The 13,378-nt window shown below is 67.9% G+C and carries 14 protein-coding genes; 6 read left to right on the top strand and 8 right to left on the bottom strand.

Features of this window, described 5'->3' with window-relative positions; genetic code table 11:
- Positions 1-145 precede the first annotated feature (145 nt).
- The 6 genes from mdcB to mdcA all read right to left on the bottom strand — a co-directional run bounded on the left by mdcB (position 146) and on the right by mdcA (position 5,960).
- Positions 146-958, bottom strand: a complete 813-nt coding sequence (gene mdcB / locus EO141_RS01070) for a triphosphoribosyl-dephospho-CoA synthase MdcB (RefSeq protein WP_241236610.1) — start codon at positions 956-958, stop codon at positions 146-148.
- Between the two features lie 362 nt (positions 959-1,320).
- Positions 1,321-1,962: a malonate decarboxylase holo-[acyl-carrier-protein] synthase gene (gene mdcG / locus EO141_RS01065; RefSeq protein ID WP_127168301.1), complete on the bottom strand. Its 642-nt coding sequence runs from the start codon at positions 1,960-1,962 to the stop codon at positions 1,321-1,323.
- Positions 1,963-1,964: 2 nt separating this feature from the next.
- Positions 1,965-2,669, bottom strand: a complete 705-nt coding sequence (gene mdcE, locus EO141_RS01060; RefSeq protein ID WP_127168300.1) for a biotin-independent malonate decarboxylase subunit gamma — start codon at positions 2,667-2,669, stop codon at positions 1,965-1,967.
- Entirely contained in the window at positions 2,660-3,580 is a 921-nt protein-coding gene (locus EO141_RS01055; RefSeq protein WP_127168299.1) for a biotin-independent malonate decarboxylase subunit beta, read from the bottom strand. The genes mdcE and EO141_RS01055 overlap by 10 nt, the downstream gene beginning before the upstream one ends.
- 406 nt (positions 3,581-3,986) lie before the next feature.
- Positions 3,987-4,304: a malonate decarboxylase acyl carrier protein gene (gene mdcC / locus EO141_RS01050; protein ID WP_104583576.1), complete on the bottom strand. Its 318-nt coding sequence runs from the start codon at positions 4,302-4,304 to the stop codon at positions 3,987-3,989.
- 9 nt (positions 4,305-4,313) lie between these two features.
- The gene (mdcA, locus tag EO141_RS01045) at positions 4,314-5,960 is read right to left on the bottom strand and encodes a malonate decarboxylase subunit alpha (protein ID WP_119129500.1); all 1,647 of its coding nucleotides are present in this window, start codon (positions 5,958-5,960) and stop codon (positions 4,314-4,316) included.
- Positions 5,961-6,153: 193 nt separating this feature from the next.
- On the opposite strand from mdcA, the gene EO141_RS01040 reads away from it, so the two are divergent.
- Together EO141_RS01040 and EO141_RS01035 are read left to right on the top strand one after the other, a co-directional pair.
- On the top strand, positions 6,154-6,696 hold the full coding sequence (locus EO141_RS01040) for a PadR family transcriptional regulator (RefSeq protein ID WP_127168367.1): 543 nt from the start codon (positions 6,154-6,156) through the stop codon (positions 6,694-6,696).
- A 357-nt stretch (positions 6,697-7,053) separates the two neighbouring features.
- Positions 7,054-7,842, top strand: a complete 789-nt coding sequence (locus EO141_RS01035; RefSeq protein ID WP_127168298.1) for a siderophore-interacting protein — start codon at positions 7,054-7,056, stop codon at positions 7,840-7,842.
- 369 nt (positions 7,843-8,211) lie between these two features.
- Here the strand turns inward: EO141_RS01035 and EO141_RS01030 are convergent, their stop codons facing one another.
- Positions 8,212-8,940 (bottom strand): YceI family protein, encoded by a 729-nt coding sequence (locus EO141_RS01030; RefSeq protein WP_104583572.1) that lies wholly within the window; start codon positions 8,938-8,940, stop codon positions 8,212-8,214.
- Positions 8,941-9,171: 231 nt separating this feature from the next.
- Positions 9,172-9,762, bottom strand: a complete 591-nt coding sequence (locus EO141_RS01025) for a malonic semialdehyde reductase (RefSeq protein WP_104649299.1) — start codon at positions 9,760-9,762, stop codon at positions 9,172-9,174.
- A 136-nt stretch (positions 9,763-9,898) separates the two neighbouring features.
- On the opposite strand from EO141_RS01025, the gene EO141_RS01020 reads away from it, so the two are divergent.
- The 4 genes from EO141_RS01020 (at position 9,899) to EO141_RS01005 (ending at position 13,338) form a co-directional block, all read left to right on the top strand.
- Positions 9,899-10,846 carry an ELM1/GtrOC1 family putative glycosyltransferase gene (locus tag EO141_RS01020; protein WP_127168297.1) on the top strand — a complete coding sequence of 316 codons (948 nt, stop codon included), beginning with the start codon at positions 9,899-9,901 and terminating at the stop codon, positions 10,844-10,846.
- A gap of 49 nt (positions 10,847-10,895) precedes the next feature.
- Positions 10,896-11,759, top strand: coding sequence for a DUF2145 domain-containing protein (locus EO141_RS01015; protein WP_127168296.1), 864 nt, complete (start codon positions 10,896-10,898; stop codon positions 11,757-11,759).
- Positions 11,756-12,259, top strand: coding sequence for a hypothetical protein (locus tag EO141_RS01010; RefSeq protein ID WP_115675866.1), 504 nt, complete (start codon positions 11,756-11,758; stop codon positions 12,257-12,259). The genes EO141_RS01015 and EO141_RS01010 overlap by 4 nt, the downstream gene beginning before the upstream one ends.
- 521 nt (positions 12,260-12,780) lie before the next feature.
- Positions 12,781-13,338 (top strand): VUT family protein, encoded by a 558-nt coding sequence (locus EO141_RS01005; RefSeq protein ID WP_119130455.1) that lies wholly within the window; start codon positions 12,781-12,783, stop codon positions 13,336-13,338.
- Positions 13,339-13,378 lie beyond the last annotated feature (40 nt).

Genomic DNA, 13,378 nt, shown 5'->3' with positions numbered 1-13,378 from the left:
GTGCGAGTGGAGTCCTGATCCGCCCTGCAGGCCACGTCTCCAGGGACAGCGAGAAGGATGCCGTTTCCTGCTGCACTGAGAAGGGCAGCACGACTGCACGTGTGTGCGCGCACTGCCTTCGCGGCTGCCAGTGGCCGGTGTGTGCTCATGCGCCCTCCTGACAGTGCAGGAACCAGGCGCAGGCCAGCAGGTCGGCGCTGCCGCCCGGGCTCAGACGCCGCGCGACGAACTGCCTGCCCATGGCGCTCAAGCGCGCGCGCCACTGCGGTTGTGCGATGCCGCCTTCGGCGAGAAACCCACGCGCTTGCGTCTTTGCGTAAGCCAGCCCTTCCTGCCCGCCGCGATGCAACAGGTTGAGGTCATCGACCTCGGCAACCAGGTGCATCAAGGTCTGCGCCAGTGCCGCTTCGCGCGTGGCGCCGCTGTGCACTGCGCTGCGCAGAGACGGCAACGCGATCTCGCGCAGCAAGGGATAACCGTCCGCGGCCTGCTCGCGCACGCCGCCGATCCGAAACCGTGCACGCGCGCGCTGGCCATTGCTGCGTGGATCCAGCGGCGCGGCGCGCAAGACCTCGCGCCACTCCTGCACCGCGTTGCAGACGGCTTCGCCAACCGGGCGGCTCCCGTGCAGGCCACGCAGGCGCGCGGCCTGCGCAGTGAGCAAGCCGAGGCTGAAGATCGCACCGCGGTGGGTATTGATGCCACCGGTGGCGCGCAGCATCGCCGCTTCGGCCGCGATGCCGAGCTGGCGCACATGCTCGAACGGCGCATTGTCGATACCCGCCTGTGCAATCGCGACGAAGTAGCCGCGCAAGGCAAACAGGCTGCGCAGGAATGTCGAGGCATCCATATCGGCATGGCTGCCGCTGTCGAATGGCGTGACCAGGCCGGGCTTGGGCGCGCAGCGCAGTTCCGCGTGCAGGGCGGCGACCGCGAGCCGACCCAGACGGTGCGCCAGCGCGCTGGCGGTGCCGGCTTCGGCATGCCATGTGGCTTGTAACGCGACGTTGTCTTGCACATCGCCATGCGTGCGTGCAGCACGCGACGGCGCGTAAACAAGATCCGAGCCATCGCGTGCGGGAGCAAGGCGCAGTCTTGGCTGTTGGGATGCTTCTGGCGGTGCTGCCTGTGCCAGTGCCGAGGGGATGTCCGCAGCAACCAAGCGCGTCGATGGGCTGTCTGCACCAGGCCGGGACGGCGCGATGCCCGTTTCTTTTGATGTTGTCACCGGTTTTGATGCTGTCACTAGCAGCTGCCGCTCGGACGCAGTGCACTGCGTCCCCGAGGGCCTGGCATCGGCAACGCGTTCGACCAATGCACTCATGCCGCGCTCCACACCGGAAACAGCGCGCTGCGCGGCAGCAAGCGGCAGCCGGCGCTGCACTTCACCAACACCTGTTGTGCGCTGCCGGCGTACTCGCGCCAGTTCACCGCGGTGTCGTCGGGCAGCAGCAGTTCGCCGTCTGCGCGCAGCCCATGGCGGTGTTCCCAGCGCTGCAGCAATGTCACCACTGCCTGCGCCTGTTCGGGCGTGGCGATGGACCACAACAGATCCAGGTCCGATTGCGCATGCACATACGCAAGCCCGGTCAGGGCCTGCCATGCGAAGCTGCCGAAGACGCGCGGCTGCAGGGCGCTGGCATTGGCCTGCGCTCGCAAGGCCTGCAGTGCAGGCTGCAGCGTGGCGGGTGCGGCTGCGATCACCGCGTCCAGCGCCAGCGGCGCAGTGCTGCGCACGATAGCGTCCAGGCCGGCACTCAACGCCAGCCGCTGTTTGCCTTCGTTTGGCGGCAATGGCACGCCGAGCGGCACGCGGCCGGGCGCGTGGCTGCCATCGCCACGCGCCACCACCGCCGGCCACCCCGCGGCGAACCACTGCTGCAGCCGTGGCTGCGCACCTGGCGTCAGCGCTTGCCAGCGCGCGTCCGGATGCAGCCACACCAGTGCGTGGCGGGCGGGCATGCTCAGGCCTCGCCTGCGGCCACGGCGGCGGCGACATCGCGCGCCAGGGTGCGCCCGCCACGTTGCGCGCCAAGTGCCCGGCGTTGATCGCCATCGCCGGGCGCGGCCAGGGCGTCGAGCAGCGCCTGCGCCAGGTCGCCGTCCCAGAGCGACTCCACCGCGCCCATGCGCACGTAGTTCTCCACGCCCGGTGCAAACACCGGCGAGCTCTTGCTCAGCGCCTGCAAGGTATCCACGCTCTGCTTGGTCACGCGCGCCATCGCGCGCAGATCCATCACCCGGATCTGCGCGTCCGGCAACGCGTGGATATGGTCGGCCATCAGGCCGAACGACAGGAAGCCGCCGCTGACCGATTCGCCATACACCAGTGTGACCAGCCGCGCGCCGCGCTTGCGCGCCAGATCCAGCGTGCGTGCCAGATGCGCGAAATAGCCGTTGATGCCGAGCAGTTCGTCGCGGCGTGCAAGCCGTTGCCCGGCGGTGTCGGCCAGCATCACGATCGGCCGCTGCGGATGCGCGCGCGTGCTCGCCAATACGGTCGCCGCCAATGCCAGCGCGTGGTCCACGCCAACTTCCAGCTTGTTGGCGGTGCCGATCACGGTGACGGCGCCCGCGGCCGTGGTGGCGCTGCCGGTGAGCACATCGTCATTGCGGGCGATGGCGTGGCCGAGCGGAAACAGCTGGTCCAGCAGTTGGCTCAGTTCCATGGCGTGCTCCGGTCGGCGGTGGCGGCAAGGAAGGCGTCGGTGTCCAGCAACGGCAGCCGCTGCGCATCGACGATGCCCTGGCGTTGCCAGATCTCCAGCCCATCGCGGCAATCGCCATAGGCGTCAATGCGCTTGGACAACTGTTGATGCGCCACTTCCAATGCCTGCAGTGCGGCATCGCCCGCCGGCTCGGCCAGGGTGTCCAGCGTCTGCGCGGCGGCATCGGCGAATGCGGCGATGCGGTCGGCCACCAGCGTCTGCGCCTCGCCCAGCAGATAGCGGTGCTTGCCGCCGGTGACGCGCCACACCAGGGCGCGGTCACGGGCGTCGAACTCTTCCACGCCGCGCACGGTTTCGATCACGTCCGGGCCGGACAGCGACAGGCGGCCTTCTTCGGACATGATCACCGCGCTGCAGCAGCGCGCCACGATGCCCATGCCGCCGAAGGCGCCGTTGCCGCTGCCGATCAAGGCCAGCACCGGCACGCCGGCGGCACGCGTGTTCAAGGTGGCGCGCATGATTTCGGAGATGGCGATCAGGCCGGCGTTGGCTTCGTGCAGACGCACGCCGCCGGTGTCGAGCAGCAGCAGCACTGCGTCCGGCTGGGTGGCGGTGGCGCGTTCGAGCAGGCCGGTGAGCTTGGCGCCGTGTACTTCGCCGACGCCGCCGCCCATGAAGGCGCCTTGCTGCGCGGCGATCAGCACGGTGCGCCCACGCAGCGTGCCTTCGCCGACGACGATGCCGTCATCGAAGGCGCCGGGCGTGTCCAGTTGGGCCAAATGCGGGCTGATCAGGCGGCGACGTGGGCCGACGAATTCGCGAAAGCTGCCGGCATCCAGCACGCCGTCGATGCGCTCGCGCGCGTCGGCCTCGTAATAGCTGCGCTCGGCCACGGGAATGGTGGTGCTCATACAAGCCTCCCGACGACATGCGTAGGAGCGCACCTGGGCGCGACCGGGGCGTGACCGGGAAAGCCCGTCGCGCCCGGGTGCGCTCCTACGGGGTGACTGCGGTGTGCCGGTGCGTCGTCCCTGCACTCGGCCACGGAGATGGTGGTGCCTAAGTGATTCCGGATGACCGGCGTAGGAGCGCACCTGGGCGCGACCGGGGCGTGACCGGGAACACCCGTCGCGCCCGGGTGCGCTCCTACGGGGTGACTGCGAAGTGCCGGTGCGTCGTCCCTGCACTCGGCCATGGAGATGGTGGTGCCTAAGTGATTCCGGATGACTGGCGTAGGAGCGCACCTGGGCGCGACCGGGGCGTGACCGGGAAAGCCCGTCGCGCCCGGGTGCGCTCCTACGGGGGCACTGCGGCGGCTCATGCTGTGGCTCCCTGCAGGACGTCCACCGCCTGCTCCAGGCGCAGGCTCACCACCGCCGGCGTGGCGCCGACATCGTTGATGCTGATGCGCACATCGCGCAGCGGATGGCGCGCGGCAAAATCATCCAGCACGGCCTGCCAGATCGCGCCGAAACCGCGTGCGGCGGTGAGGATCCCGATCTCCATCGCGCCGTCCAGCGGCACGCGCTCGACCAGCACTTCCAGGTTGCCGGAGGCGACCACGCCGACCAGCGCATGGTCCAGCCCGGCGCGCGCGCCGTGCTGGCCATCGAAGCGATACCGCAGGGTTTCCATGCCGTGCCCCTACCAGTTGCGAAAACGTTTCGGCGGGTCGTACAACCCACCGGACCAGCGCACCAGATCCTTGACCGTGCGCGCGGCGAGCAGGTCGCGCGTGGCATCGCGCGGCCGGATGCCCAGATCTTCGGGCCGCCTGATGACACCGCGATCGCGCAGGTTCTCGACCGCGCGCTTGTCGCGGCCCAGGCCGACGGCGGTATACCCGGACACGCCACGGATGGCCTGTTCGCGTTCTTCGGCGCTGCGGCACAGCAACAGGTTGGCGATGCCTTCTTCGGTGAGCACATGGCTGACGTCGTCGCCATAGATCATCACCGGCGGCAGCGGCATGTTGGCGCGCTCGGCCAGCTCCCAGGCATCGAGCCTGTCGACGAAGGCCGGCGCCATGTGTTCGCGGAAGGTTTCCACCATCTGCACCACCAGCTTGCGTCCGCGCGGCATCTCGCCGGGGCGCGCCGCCTCGCGCCCGGCCTTGAGCCAGGCGTCGCTGGCGTGCCGGCGGCCGCGCGCATCCGAGCCCATGTTGGGCGCGCCGCCGAAGCCGGCGATGCGGTCGCGCGTGGCGGTGGAGCTGTTGCCCTGCAGATCGATCTGCAGGGTGGAGCCGATGAACATGTCGCAGGCGTACAACCCGGCGGTCTGCGACAGCGCGCGATTGGAGCGCATGCTGCCGTCGGCACCAGTAAAGAAGATGTCCGGGCGCGCGGCGATGTAGGCCTCCATGCCCAGTTCCGAGCCGAACGAATGCACCGAGTGCACGAAGCCCGATTCGATCGCAGGAATCAATGCAGGATGCGGATTGAGCGCCCAGTGCCGGCAGATCTTGCCTTTGAGCCCCAGCGACTCGGCGTAGGTGGGCAGCAGCAATTCGATCGCTGCGGTGTCGAAACCGATGCCGTGGTTGAGCCGGTCCACGCCGTATTCGGCGTAGATGCCCTTGATCGCCATCATCGCCATCAGCACCTGGATCTCGGAGATCTGCGCCGGGTCGCGGGTGAACAGCGGTTCGATGTAGTTGGGCTTGGGCGCCTGGGTGACGAAGTCCACCCAGTCGGCCGGGATGTCCACGCGCGGCAGGGTATCGACGATCTCGTTGACCTGCGCAATCACGATGCCGCCCTTGAACGCGGTGGCCTCGACGATCACCGGGGTGTCTTCGGTATTCGGGCCGGTGTAGAGATTGCCGTGGCGGTCGGCGGCCTGCGCGGTGACAAGCGCGATGCGCGGGGTCAGGTCGATGAAATAGCGGCCGAACAATTCCAGGTAGGTGTGGATGGCGCCGATCTCGATGCGGCCCTCGCCGACCAGCCCGGCCAGGCGCGCGGCCTGCGGGCCGGAGAACGAGAAATCCAGCCGCTTGGCGATGCCGCGCTCGAACACGTCCAGATGCGCCGGCAGCGACAACACCGATTGCACCATGTGCAGGTCATGCACGCGCGCGGGATCTACCTCGGTCAGGCAGCGCGCCAGGAAGTCGGCCTGCTTCTGGTTGTTGCCTTCCAGGCAGACGCGATCGCCCGGCTCGATCACCGCCTCCAGCAGCGCCACCACGTCGTCGGCGGCCACCACGCGCCCCTGCGGCGCCAGCGCGGCGGCCCGCTGCAGGCGCTGGCGCCGGCTTTCGGCCTGAGTGTCCCACTGTCGACTCATGCGTCTGCCTCACCGGGCCAGGCCCGTAATGTCGAAGTAATTACATCGTAATTATGGAGACCAGCTGTGTCTAGCCGCGTTGCAGCATCAGCCCCAGGGATAGCCATGTTGGTCAACCGGGCGACAGGCCGGTGCTTGCAGGCCGCCATATTTCGATATATCTTTTCATCATGCTTCGATATATCGAATGAAAATGCGCTCCCACCGCGACGACCTGCCGAGCGAGCTCGATCCATCCGTGGCGACCAGTGCCACGCGCCGTGGTGGCGCCGGGCGCGCGCGGCCGCTGGAACATGGCGACCTGCGCCTGCTGCTGCTGGCGCTGATCGAGCAACAGCCACGCCATGGCTACGAGTTGATGCGGCAGATCACCGCACTGTTCAAAGGCCTCTACACGCCCAGCGCAGGCGCCATCTATCCGGCACTGGCGCAGCTCGAAGCCGATGGCTGGGTGCAGACCGCGCTGGACGAGGGCCGCAAGCGCTACCAGGTCACCGCCTCCGGCCGTACGCATGCGGCGCAGCACCGCGATGCACTCGATGCCGCATTGGCCCGCACCCACCGCCGCGCGCGCGAGCTGATCAAGGCACAGACACCGGCGCCGATTCGCGAAGCCATTCACCGCATCAAGCACGGCCTGTTTGCGCGGCATGGGCAATGGACGGATGCAGAAACCACACGCATTGCCGCGCTACTCAACGCCGCCGCTGACGGCATGGAGCGCGACAAAGGCTGAGTGCGTTTATCGCTGTGGTCCGAAGCCAACCGATGCCGGCTTGAGTTGCCTTGCGGCAGTGAGGCGTCATCGCGGTGTTTGCGTTGCGCGGCGTCAGTGGCATGCATGCATTGCTGTCCCTGCGCTGTTCTGCGACTTGATCAGCGTGTCGCTGCAAGACATCGACCTCGCTTGTTTGGCAGATGCACGCGGCTTCGCCCGTACCCGCATCCGCCCCTGCGGGGCACCTTCTTCCGAAGGGAGAAGGGTGAGCAACAACCGCTGTTCTTTTTCAGCTCGCTGGCTAGATCGTCACATTACCGTATGCAGTCACTCCCCCGCCGCGCAGCTGCGCGCCACCTCCAGGAATCGCACCACATGGCCATCCACACCCACACCCAACTCCGCCGCGACCCGCGCCTGCGCTCCGTGCAGGTGCTGCGTTGCGAATCGCTGACGCCGCAGATGCGCCGCATCGTGTTCGGCGGCAGCGAGCTTGCCGGCTTTCAGAGCGAGGCACCGGACGACCACGTCAAGCTGTTCTTCCCCAATGCCAGTGGCGCCTTCGTGCTGCCGACGATGACACCGGACGGCCCACGCTATGCCGAAGGCGCCCTGCCCTCGCCCGGCCGCGATTACACGCCGCGCTCTTTCGATCCGCAGAGTGGCGAGTTGAGCATCGACTTCGTGCTGCACGGCGACGGCGTGGCCTCCAGCTGGGCGGCGCAGGCACAGCCCGGCGACACGCTGACGATCGGTGGCCCTCGCGGCTCGTTCCTGGTTGCCGACGACTACGACCACTACGTGCTGATCGGCGATGAAACCGCCTTGCCGGCAATCGGCCGCTGGCTGGAAGCCATGCCCGCCGACATGCATGCAGAGGTCTTTATCGAAATCGCCGATGCGGCCGAGCGCCAGGACCTGCTCACCGCCGCCGAGGTGGACGTGTACTGGCTGGAACGCAACGGTTTCGATGCCGCCAGCAGCACCCTGCTGGAGGACAGCCTGCGCGATTACGAGCCGCATGACGGCGACACGTTCTACTGGATCGGCACCGAATCCATGCGCGCGCGTGCGATGCGCAAGTTTCTGGAAGAGCACATGGGCGTGGATAAGGATTCAGTGCGCGCGAAGGGCTACTGGAAGGCGAATCCGGCGGCGGAGTGAGGGTGGGCACGCGCGTGGTGCCGGGCTGAGGGTAGAGCCCTCGCGGCCAGGGCCGCTCCTACAACGCTCGGATGCTCATGCGTTGTGGTGGGACTGAGGGTAGAGCCCTCGCGGCCAGGGCCGCTCCTACAACGGTCGGATGCTCATGCGTTGTGGTGGGGCTGAGGGTCGAGCCCTCGCGGCCAGGGCCGCTCCTACAACGGTCGGATGCTCATGCGTTGTGGTGGCGCTGAGGGTGGATCCCTCGTGGCCTGGGCCGCTCCTACGAAGAGCTGGTAGGCGCCCAAGCAAAAGCCCGCCGATCGGCGGGCCTTTGCGTTACACGCATCGGTGCGATTGTTCGCACCGATGCATCCACTGCGCTGCGACTTACTTGGCAGCAGCAGCGTCACCGGCCTTGGCCTGCAGGGCTTCGGTGGTGATGCGGATCTTCACTTCGTCGCTGACGTTCGGGGCGTACTGGCCCACGCCGAAGTCGGTGCGCTTGATGGTGGTGGTGGCGTCGAAACCGGCTGCCGGCACCTTCTTCATCGGGTGCTCGCCGGCACCGTTGAGGGTGACGTCCAGCACGACCGGCTTGGTCTGATCCTTGATGGTCAGATCGCCGGTGACGGTCAGCTTGTTGGGGCCGGCCGCTTCGACCTTGGTGCTCTTGAAGGTGGCGGTCGGGAACTTGGCCGCGTCGAAGAAGTCCCCGCTCTTCAGGTGCTCGTCGAACTTGGCGGTGAAGCTGTTCAGGCCCGACAGCGGCAGGGTGACCTGCACGGTGGACTTGGTCACGTCGGCCGCGTCGTACACCAGGGTACCGTCGACATTGCCGAAGTGGGCGGTCGGGTTGGAGAAGCCGAAGTGGCTCCACTGCGCCAGCACGTCGGTGTGGCTCGGGTCCAGGGTGTAGGTGCCCGAGGCCACTTCCACGGCCGGCGCGGTCGAGGCGGCCGGTTCGGCGGCGGCAGGTGCCGTTGCAGCGGCATCGGCCGGGGCGGTGGCGGCCGGGGTTTCGGCAGCAGGCGCGGCGGCGTTGTCAGCCGGCTTGGAGCAGGCGGCGATGGCCAGGGTCAGGGCGAGCGGCAGCAGCAGTTTGTGGGTGGTCTTCATTGAAACTCCTTGAGGATGAGGGACCGCATTGGATCAACGCGGATGGAACGGACGCAGACGGACGAGGACTGCAGGAAAGCGGAAAACATGCGCCTGGGGCCGATGGCACAGGGCGCACGCTCGTCGGGTGGTGCGGGGGGCGCTCTGAAGCCGGAGTGTACGTCGCTCCCCGCCTGGCGGCGCGCCGGCTGCGCCCGCCTGACGGTGTGCGCAGCCGGTGTCTCACCGCCGTTATTCGATGCGTGCGGCTTCGTCGAAGCTCAGGCGCGGCAGCCGCGGGAATAGCCCGGCCGGATCGCCGTAGCCAAGATTGATCAGAAAGTTGGACTTGATCGGCGTGCCGGCAAAGAACGCCGCATCCACCTTGGCGTTGTCGAAGCCGGACATCGGGCCGGCATCCAGACCCAGCGCACGTGCGGCCAGGATCAGGTAGGCGCCCTGCAGCGAGCTGTTACGGAACGCGCCGGTTGCGCGCATCTCGCGCGAGCCTTCGAACCAGCTCTTGGCGTCGGCATGCGGGAACAGGTACGGCAGCTTTTCGTGGAACTCCTCATCGGAGCCGACGATCACCGTGACCGGCGCGGCCAGCGTCTTGGCGGCATTGGCCTCGGACAGCGCCGGCTTGAGCTTCTGCTTGCCCTCGGGCGTGGTCACGAACACGAAACGCGCCGGCGACCCGTTGGCCGCGGTCGGCCCCCACTTCAGCAGATCGTAGAGCTCGCGCAGCTGCGCTTCGCTCACCGGCTTGTCGAGAAAGGCGTTTTGCGTGCGGGCGGTACGAAACAGCTGATCCAGCGCGGCAGCGTCGAGCAAGTCGGACATGGAGACTCCGGGAAGCAAGGGAATGGGCGACAGTAGGGTGCAGCACCGGCGCCAGCGTGAAGACCCGCAGTGTAGAGTGGCGCGATTGCTGCAACACACGCTCAATCTGAAACAAATCTATGTCGGATCTGAAACGATGGCGCTGACCTGGGCCGTGAGCGACGGCCGCGCCGGCAATGCCCGCCAGGCCGAGGCCTTGGCGCAGGCGCTGCACTCCACACCGGTCACCGCACTGCATCTGCAGGCCCGCGCGCCGTGGCGCTGGGCCGCACCGCGCCTGTTGCCGGGGGCGCAGGCCGCATTTGGCGCGGAATTCGCGCGGCGATTGCAGCAGCCGCCGACGCTGGCGATCGGCTGCGGGCGCCAGGCCGCCCTGGCCACCCGGCTGCTGCGCGCGCGCGGCAGCCAGGCAGTGCAGATCCTGGACCCGCGGCTGAACCCGCGCCACTGGAATCTGCTGATCGTGCCCGAGCACGACGCGCTGCGTGGCGCGAACGTGATCACATTACTCGGCAGCTTGAACCCGGTGGACGATGCGTGGCTGGCCGCCGGGCGCGCCGCCTTCGCACCGCTCGGCGCGCTGCCCGGCCCACGCGTGGCGCTGTTGATCGGCGGCCCGACCGCGCAGGTGCCCTGGACCACCCAGGCGCTTGCGGCGCTGTGCATGCAGCTCCGCGCGCAGGTGCTTGCGGCCGGCGGCAGCCTGCTGGTCACCACCTCCCGGCGCACCCCGCCCGAGGCGATCGCGATGCTGCGCGATGCGCGTGCAGGCCTGCCAGGCCTGCTGTGGTGCGACGAGCGCGATGGGCCCAACCCGTACGCCGGCCTGCTGGGCTGGGCCGATGCGATCGTGGCCAGCGCCGACTCGGTCAACCTGCTCTCCGAAGCCTGCGCCACGCCGGTGCCGGTAGTAGCGGCGTTTGCCGAACAGGCGCAAGGACGGGTGGCGACGTATCTGCGGGCACTGCAGGCGCATGGCCGTCTAGGCGATGCACGGGATGTCTTCGCAACGCCGTTGCAGCTGCGACCACTGCGCGAAACCCAGCGCATCGCCGCACTGGTGCGCGAGCGCCTGCACGTATGATGGTGCCGCCGTGGATGCCACGGGGCAGCCACGCGGACGATCAATCCCCATGCAATGCGAACACACACGGCGCAGCTGGCCTGCAACAACGGCGTTGCTCATCGCCCTGACCTGCGCACTGCCTGCCATTGCCGCGCCGGTGTGCACGCCGCACTATCCGACACCCGCCACGCTGGCGGCGATGTTCGACATGGCCAGGTCCACCCAGCAGGCGCTGGACGCAGTGGACGGTGCGCAGGTGGTGCTGCTGGCACGCGGCGGCCAGGATCTGAGCCGCTATGGCCTGAAACACAGCCACCTGGCCTTCGCGCTGCGCGAGGACGACGGCACCTGGCGGGTCAAGCACCTGCTCAATCACTGCAAGTCGGACACCTCGGCGCTGTATCACGAAGGTCTGAGCAACTTCATCGGCGAAACTGCCCTCACTGCCGACCTGCGCGTCGGCGTGCCGGCACCGGCGCTGCAGCAGCAACTGCGCACGTTGCTGCAGGATCCGGCCACGCTGGCACATGCGCTGCACCAGGCGCGCTACAGCATGATCGCCTACCCGTTCTCCACCGATTACCAGAACTCCAACCAGTGGGTGCTCGAAGTGCTGGCGGCGGCATTGGCGGCGACCCACGCAGCAGATACGGCAGCTGCGCCGGTGAGCGATCGTCGCAGCGCACAGGCCTGGCTCAAGCGCAACGGTTACCAACCCACCCGCCTGCATCTGGATCTGAGCAAGCGCATCGGCGCCCGTTTCTTCGTCGCCAATGCCGCAGTGACCGACCATCCCGCCAGCGAGCGCATCTCCGGCAATTATTCGGTGATCACGGTCGAGTCGGTGTTCGATTTCCTGCAGCAGCAACAGATGCTGCAGCAGGATGATTCCATTCCCCACAGCGTCGCCACGCACGGAGCGTCCCCATGAACATCTCTCTTCGATCTGCCGGCCTCGGGTTGTTGCTCGCCATCGCGTTCGGCCAGCCGCTGCCGGCCACTGCAGGCTTGACCACGATCACCCGCGGCGATGCCTCGGCGATGTCGGCGATCCTGGTGATCTCCGCGCCGTACTTCGTGTCGTTGGCGCTGGGCCACAGTGCGGTGGCAGGTTCGGAAGCCCTCGGCGACGCATCGCACAAGGCCTCCGCAGGGCCGTTGCCGCCGATGCGGGTCAAGTCGGTGGAGAAAGCCACCGACGGCGGCTGCGAAGTGCAGTTGCAGGATCCGGCAAACGCCGACAACACCGCCTTGCTGCGCTGGCCGGCACGCCAGGACGACCCGACTGCGGGCTTTCGTGTTGGCGAGACGGTGACCTTCCAGCCGAGCCCGGCCGGTGCCGGCTGGACTGTGCAGTCGCCCCAAGGCCAGGCGCTGGCGTTCGTGCCGACCGCAGAATCCGCCGCTCAAAACAGCAGCAAGATTTGGTGACGCCGGCAAGCTCCTGACCGACGCACCAGGTCGGGATGGGGCTGTGCTGACACACTGTTTGCGGGCACGGCGGGACGCGCAGAGGCATTTTCCGCAGCCTGCCGAACTGCCTGCGCGACGGTTTGTTGATCGTCACCGACGCGCACAGCCGCGTGCAGTTGCAGAGCCTTGGCGCACCGATGCCTGGCACGCACGCAATTGCCAGCGTGCTACGGGTCGCGCCGCCCGCGGCAACGGTGTACATGCGGGTTGGCGATGTCTTCGGAGGCATGTGCGTGCTGCACGCCGGCATGCGCTCAAACAGCAGCGCAGCAGCACGCTGGATCGATAAGGCATCGCGGCCACGCGAACACAAGCAAATCCGCACGGCATCACTCCACCATGCTTGCCGCCATCCGCTGACCAAGACACTGTTTCCACCGGCAGCACGCCGCCGTGTTTGCCATGCACGGCCGATGCACACTGGCCCGCATGCGCTAACGCGCGGATAATCCGCGCTGCCCTGTCACTGCCGCACCGTCATGTCCAGCCGCTCGCCGACGCCGTTCACCCCGCTCACCGCGCGCGCATTGGCGTGGGCGGTCCTGGCCATGGGCGCGGTGGTGCTGTTGTCCAACATCCTGGTGCAATATCCAATCAACGACTGGCTGACCTGGGGCGCGTTCTCGTATCCGCTGGCGTTCCTGGTGAGCAACCTGATCAATCGCCGCTTCGGCCCACGCGCGGCGCGCAAGGTCGCCTGGTGCGGCTTTGCGCTCGCGGTGGCGTTGTCGCTGTGGCTGGCCACCCCGCGCATCGCAGCGGCCTCGTGCACCGCCTTCATCGCTGCGCAGTTGCTGGATATCAGCGTGTTCGACCGGCTGCGCAGTGGCAATTGGTGGCGCGCGCCGATCGTGGCCACCACCTGCAGTGCCACGCTGGATACGGCGATCTTCTGGAGCATCGCCTTTGCCGGTGTCGGCCTGCCATGGATCAGCTGGGCGGCCGGCGATCTGGCGGTGAAGCTGGGCATGGGCGTGTTCCTGCTCGGCCCGTTCCGTGCGCTGCTGTGGCGCAGTGCACCGCGGCCGCAGGGCTGACCGCAGCGCCTACGTACAGGCAATCAGGCCAACAACAGAC

The sequence above is a fragment of the Xanthomonas sp. BRIP62415 genome, from assembly GCF_003993515.1.
GTDB lineage: Bacteria > Pseudomonadota > Gammaproteobacteria > Xanthomonadales > Xanthomonadaceae > Xanthomonas > Xanthomonas euroxanthea.
This window is presented reverse-complemented; position numbering and strand designations above follow the sequence as displayed.

Excerpts from the sequence above, each read along its gene's own strand:
- mdcG (WP_127168301.1), bottom strand. The coding sequence starts at position 1,962 with ATGCCCGCCCGCCACGCACTGGTGTGGCTGCATCCGGACGCGCGCTGG.
- mdcE (WP_127168300.1), bottom strand. The coding sequence starts at position 2,669 with ATGGAACTGAGCCAACTGCTGGACCAGCTGTTTCCGCTCGGCCACGCC.
- EO141_RS01055 (WP_127168299.1), bottom strand. The coding sequence starts at position 3,580 with ATGAGCACCACCATTCCCGTGGCCGAGCGCAGCTATTACGAGGCCGAC.
- mdcC (WP_104583576.1), bottom strand. The coding sequence starts at position 4,304 with ATGGAAACCCTGCGGTATCGCTTCGATGGCCAGCACGGCGCGCGCGCC.
- mdcA (WP_119129500.1), bottom strand. The coding sequence starts at position 5,960 with ATGAGTCGACAGTGGGACACTCAGGCCGAAAGCCGGCGCCAGCGCCTG.
- EO141_RS01040 (WP_127168367.1), top strand. The coding sequence starts at position 6,154 with ATGCGCTCCCACCGCGACGACCTGCCGAGCGAGCTCGATCCATCCGTG.
- EO141_RS01035 (WP_127168298.1), top strand. The coding sequence starts at position 7,054 with ATGGCCATCCACACCCACACCCAACTCCGCCGCGACCCGCGCCTGCGC.
- EO141_RS01030 (WP_104583572.1), bottom strand. The coding sequence starts at position 8,940 with ATGAAGACCACCCACAAACTGCTGCTGCCGCTCGCCCTGACCCTGGCC.
- EO141_RS01025 (WP_104649299.1), bottom strand. The coding sequence starts at position 9,762 with ATGTCCGACTTGCTCGACGCTGCCGCGCTGGATCAGCTGTTTCGTACC.
- EO141_RS01020 (WP_127168297.1), top strand. The coding sequence starts at position 9,899 with ATGGCGCTGACCTGGGCCGTGAGCGACGGCCGCGCCGGCAATGCCCGC.
- EO141_RS01015 (WP_127168296.1), top strand. The coding sequence starts at position 10,896 with ATGCAATGCGAACACACACGGCGCAGCTGGCCTGCAACAACGGCGTTG.
- EO141_RS01010 (WP_115675866.1), top strand. The coding sequence starts at position 11,756 with ATGAACATCTCTCTTCGATCTGCCGGCCTCGGGTTGTTGCTCGCCATC.
- EO141_RS01005 (WP_119130455.1), top strand. The coding sequence starts at position 12,781 with ATGTCCAGCCGCTCGCCGACGCCGTTCACCCCGCTCACCGCGCGCGCA.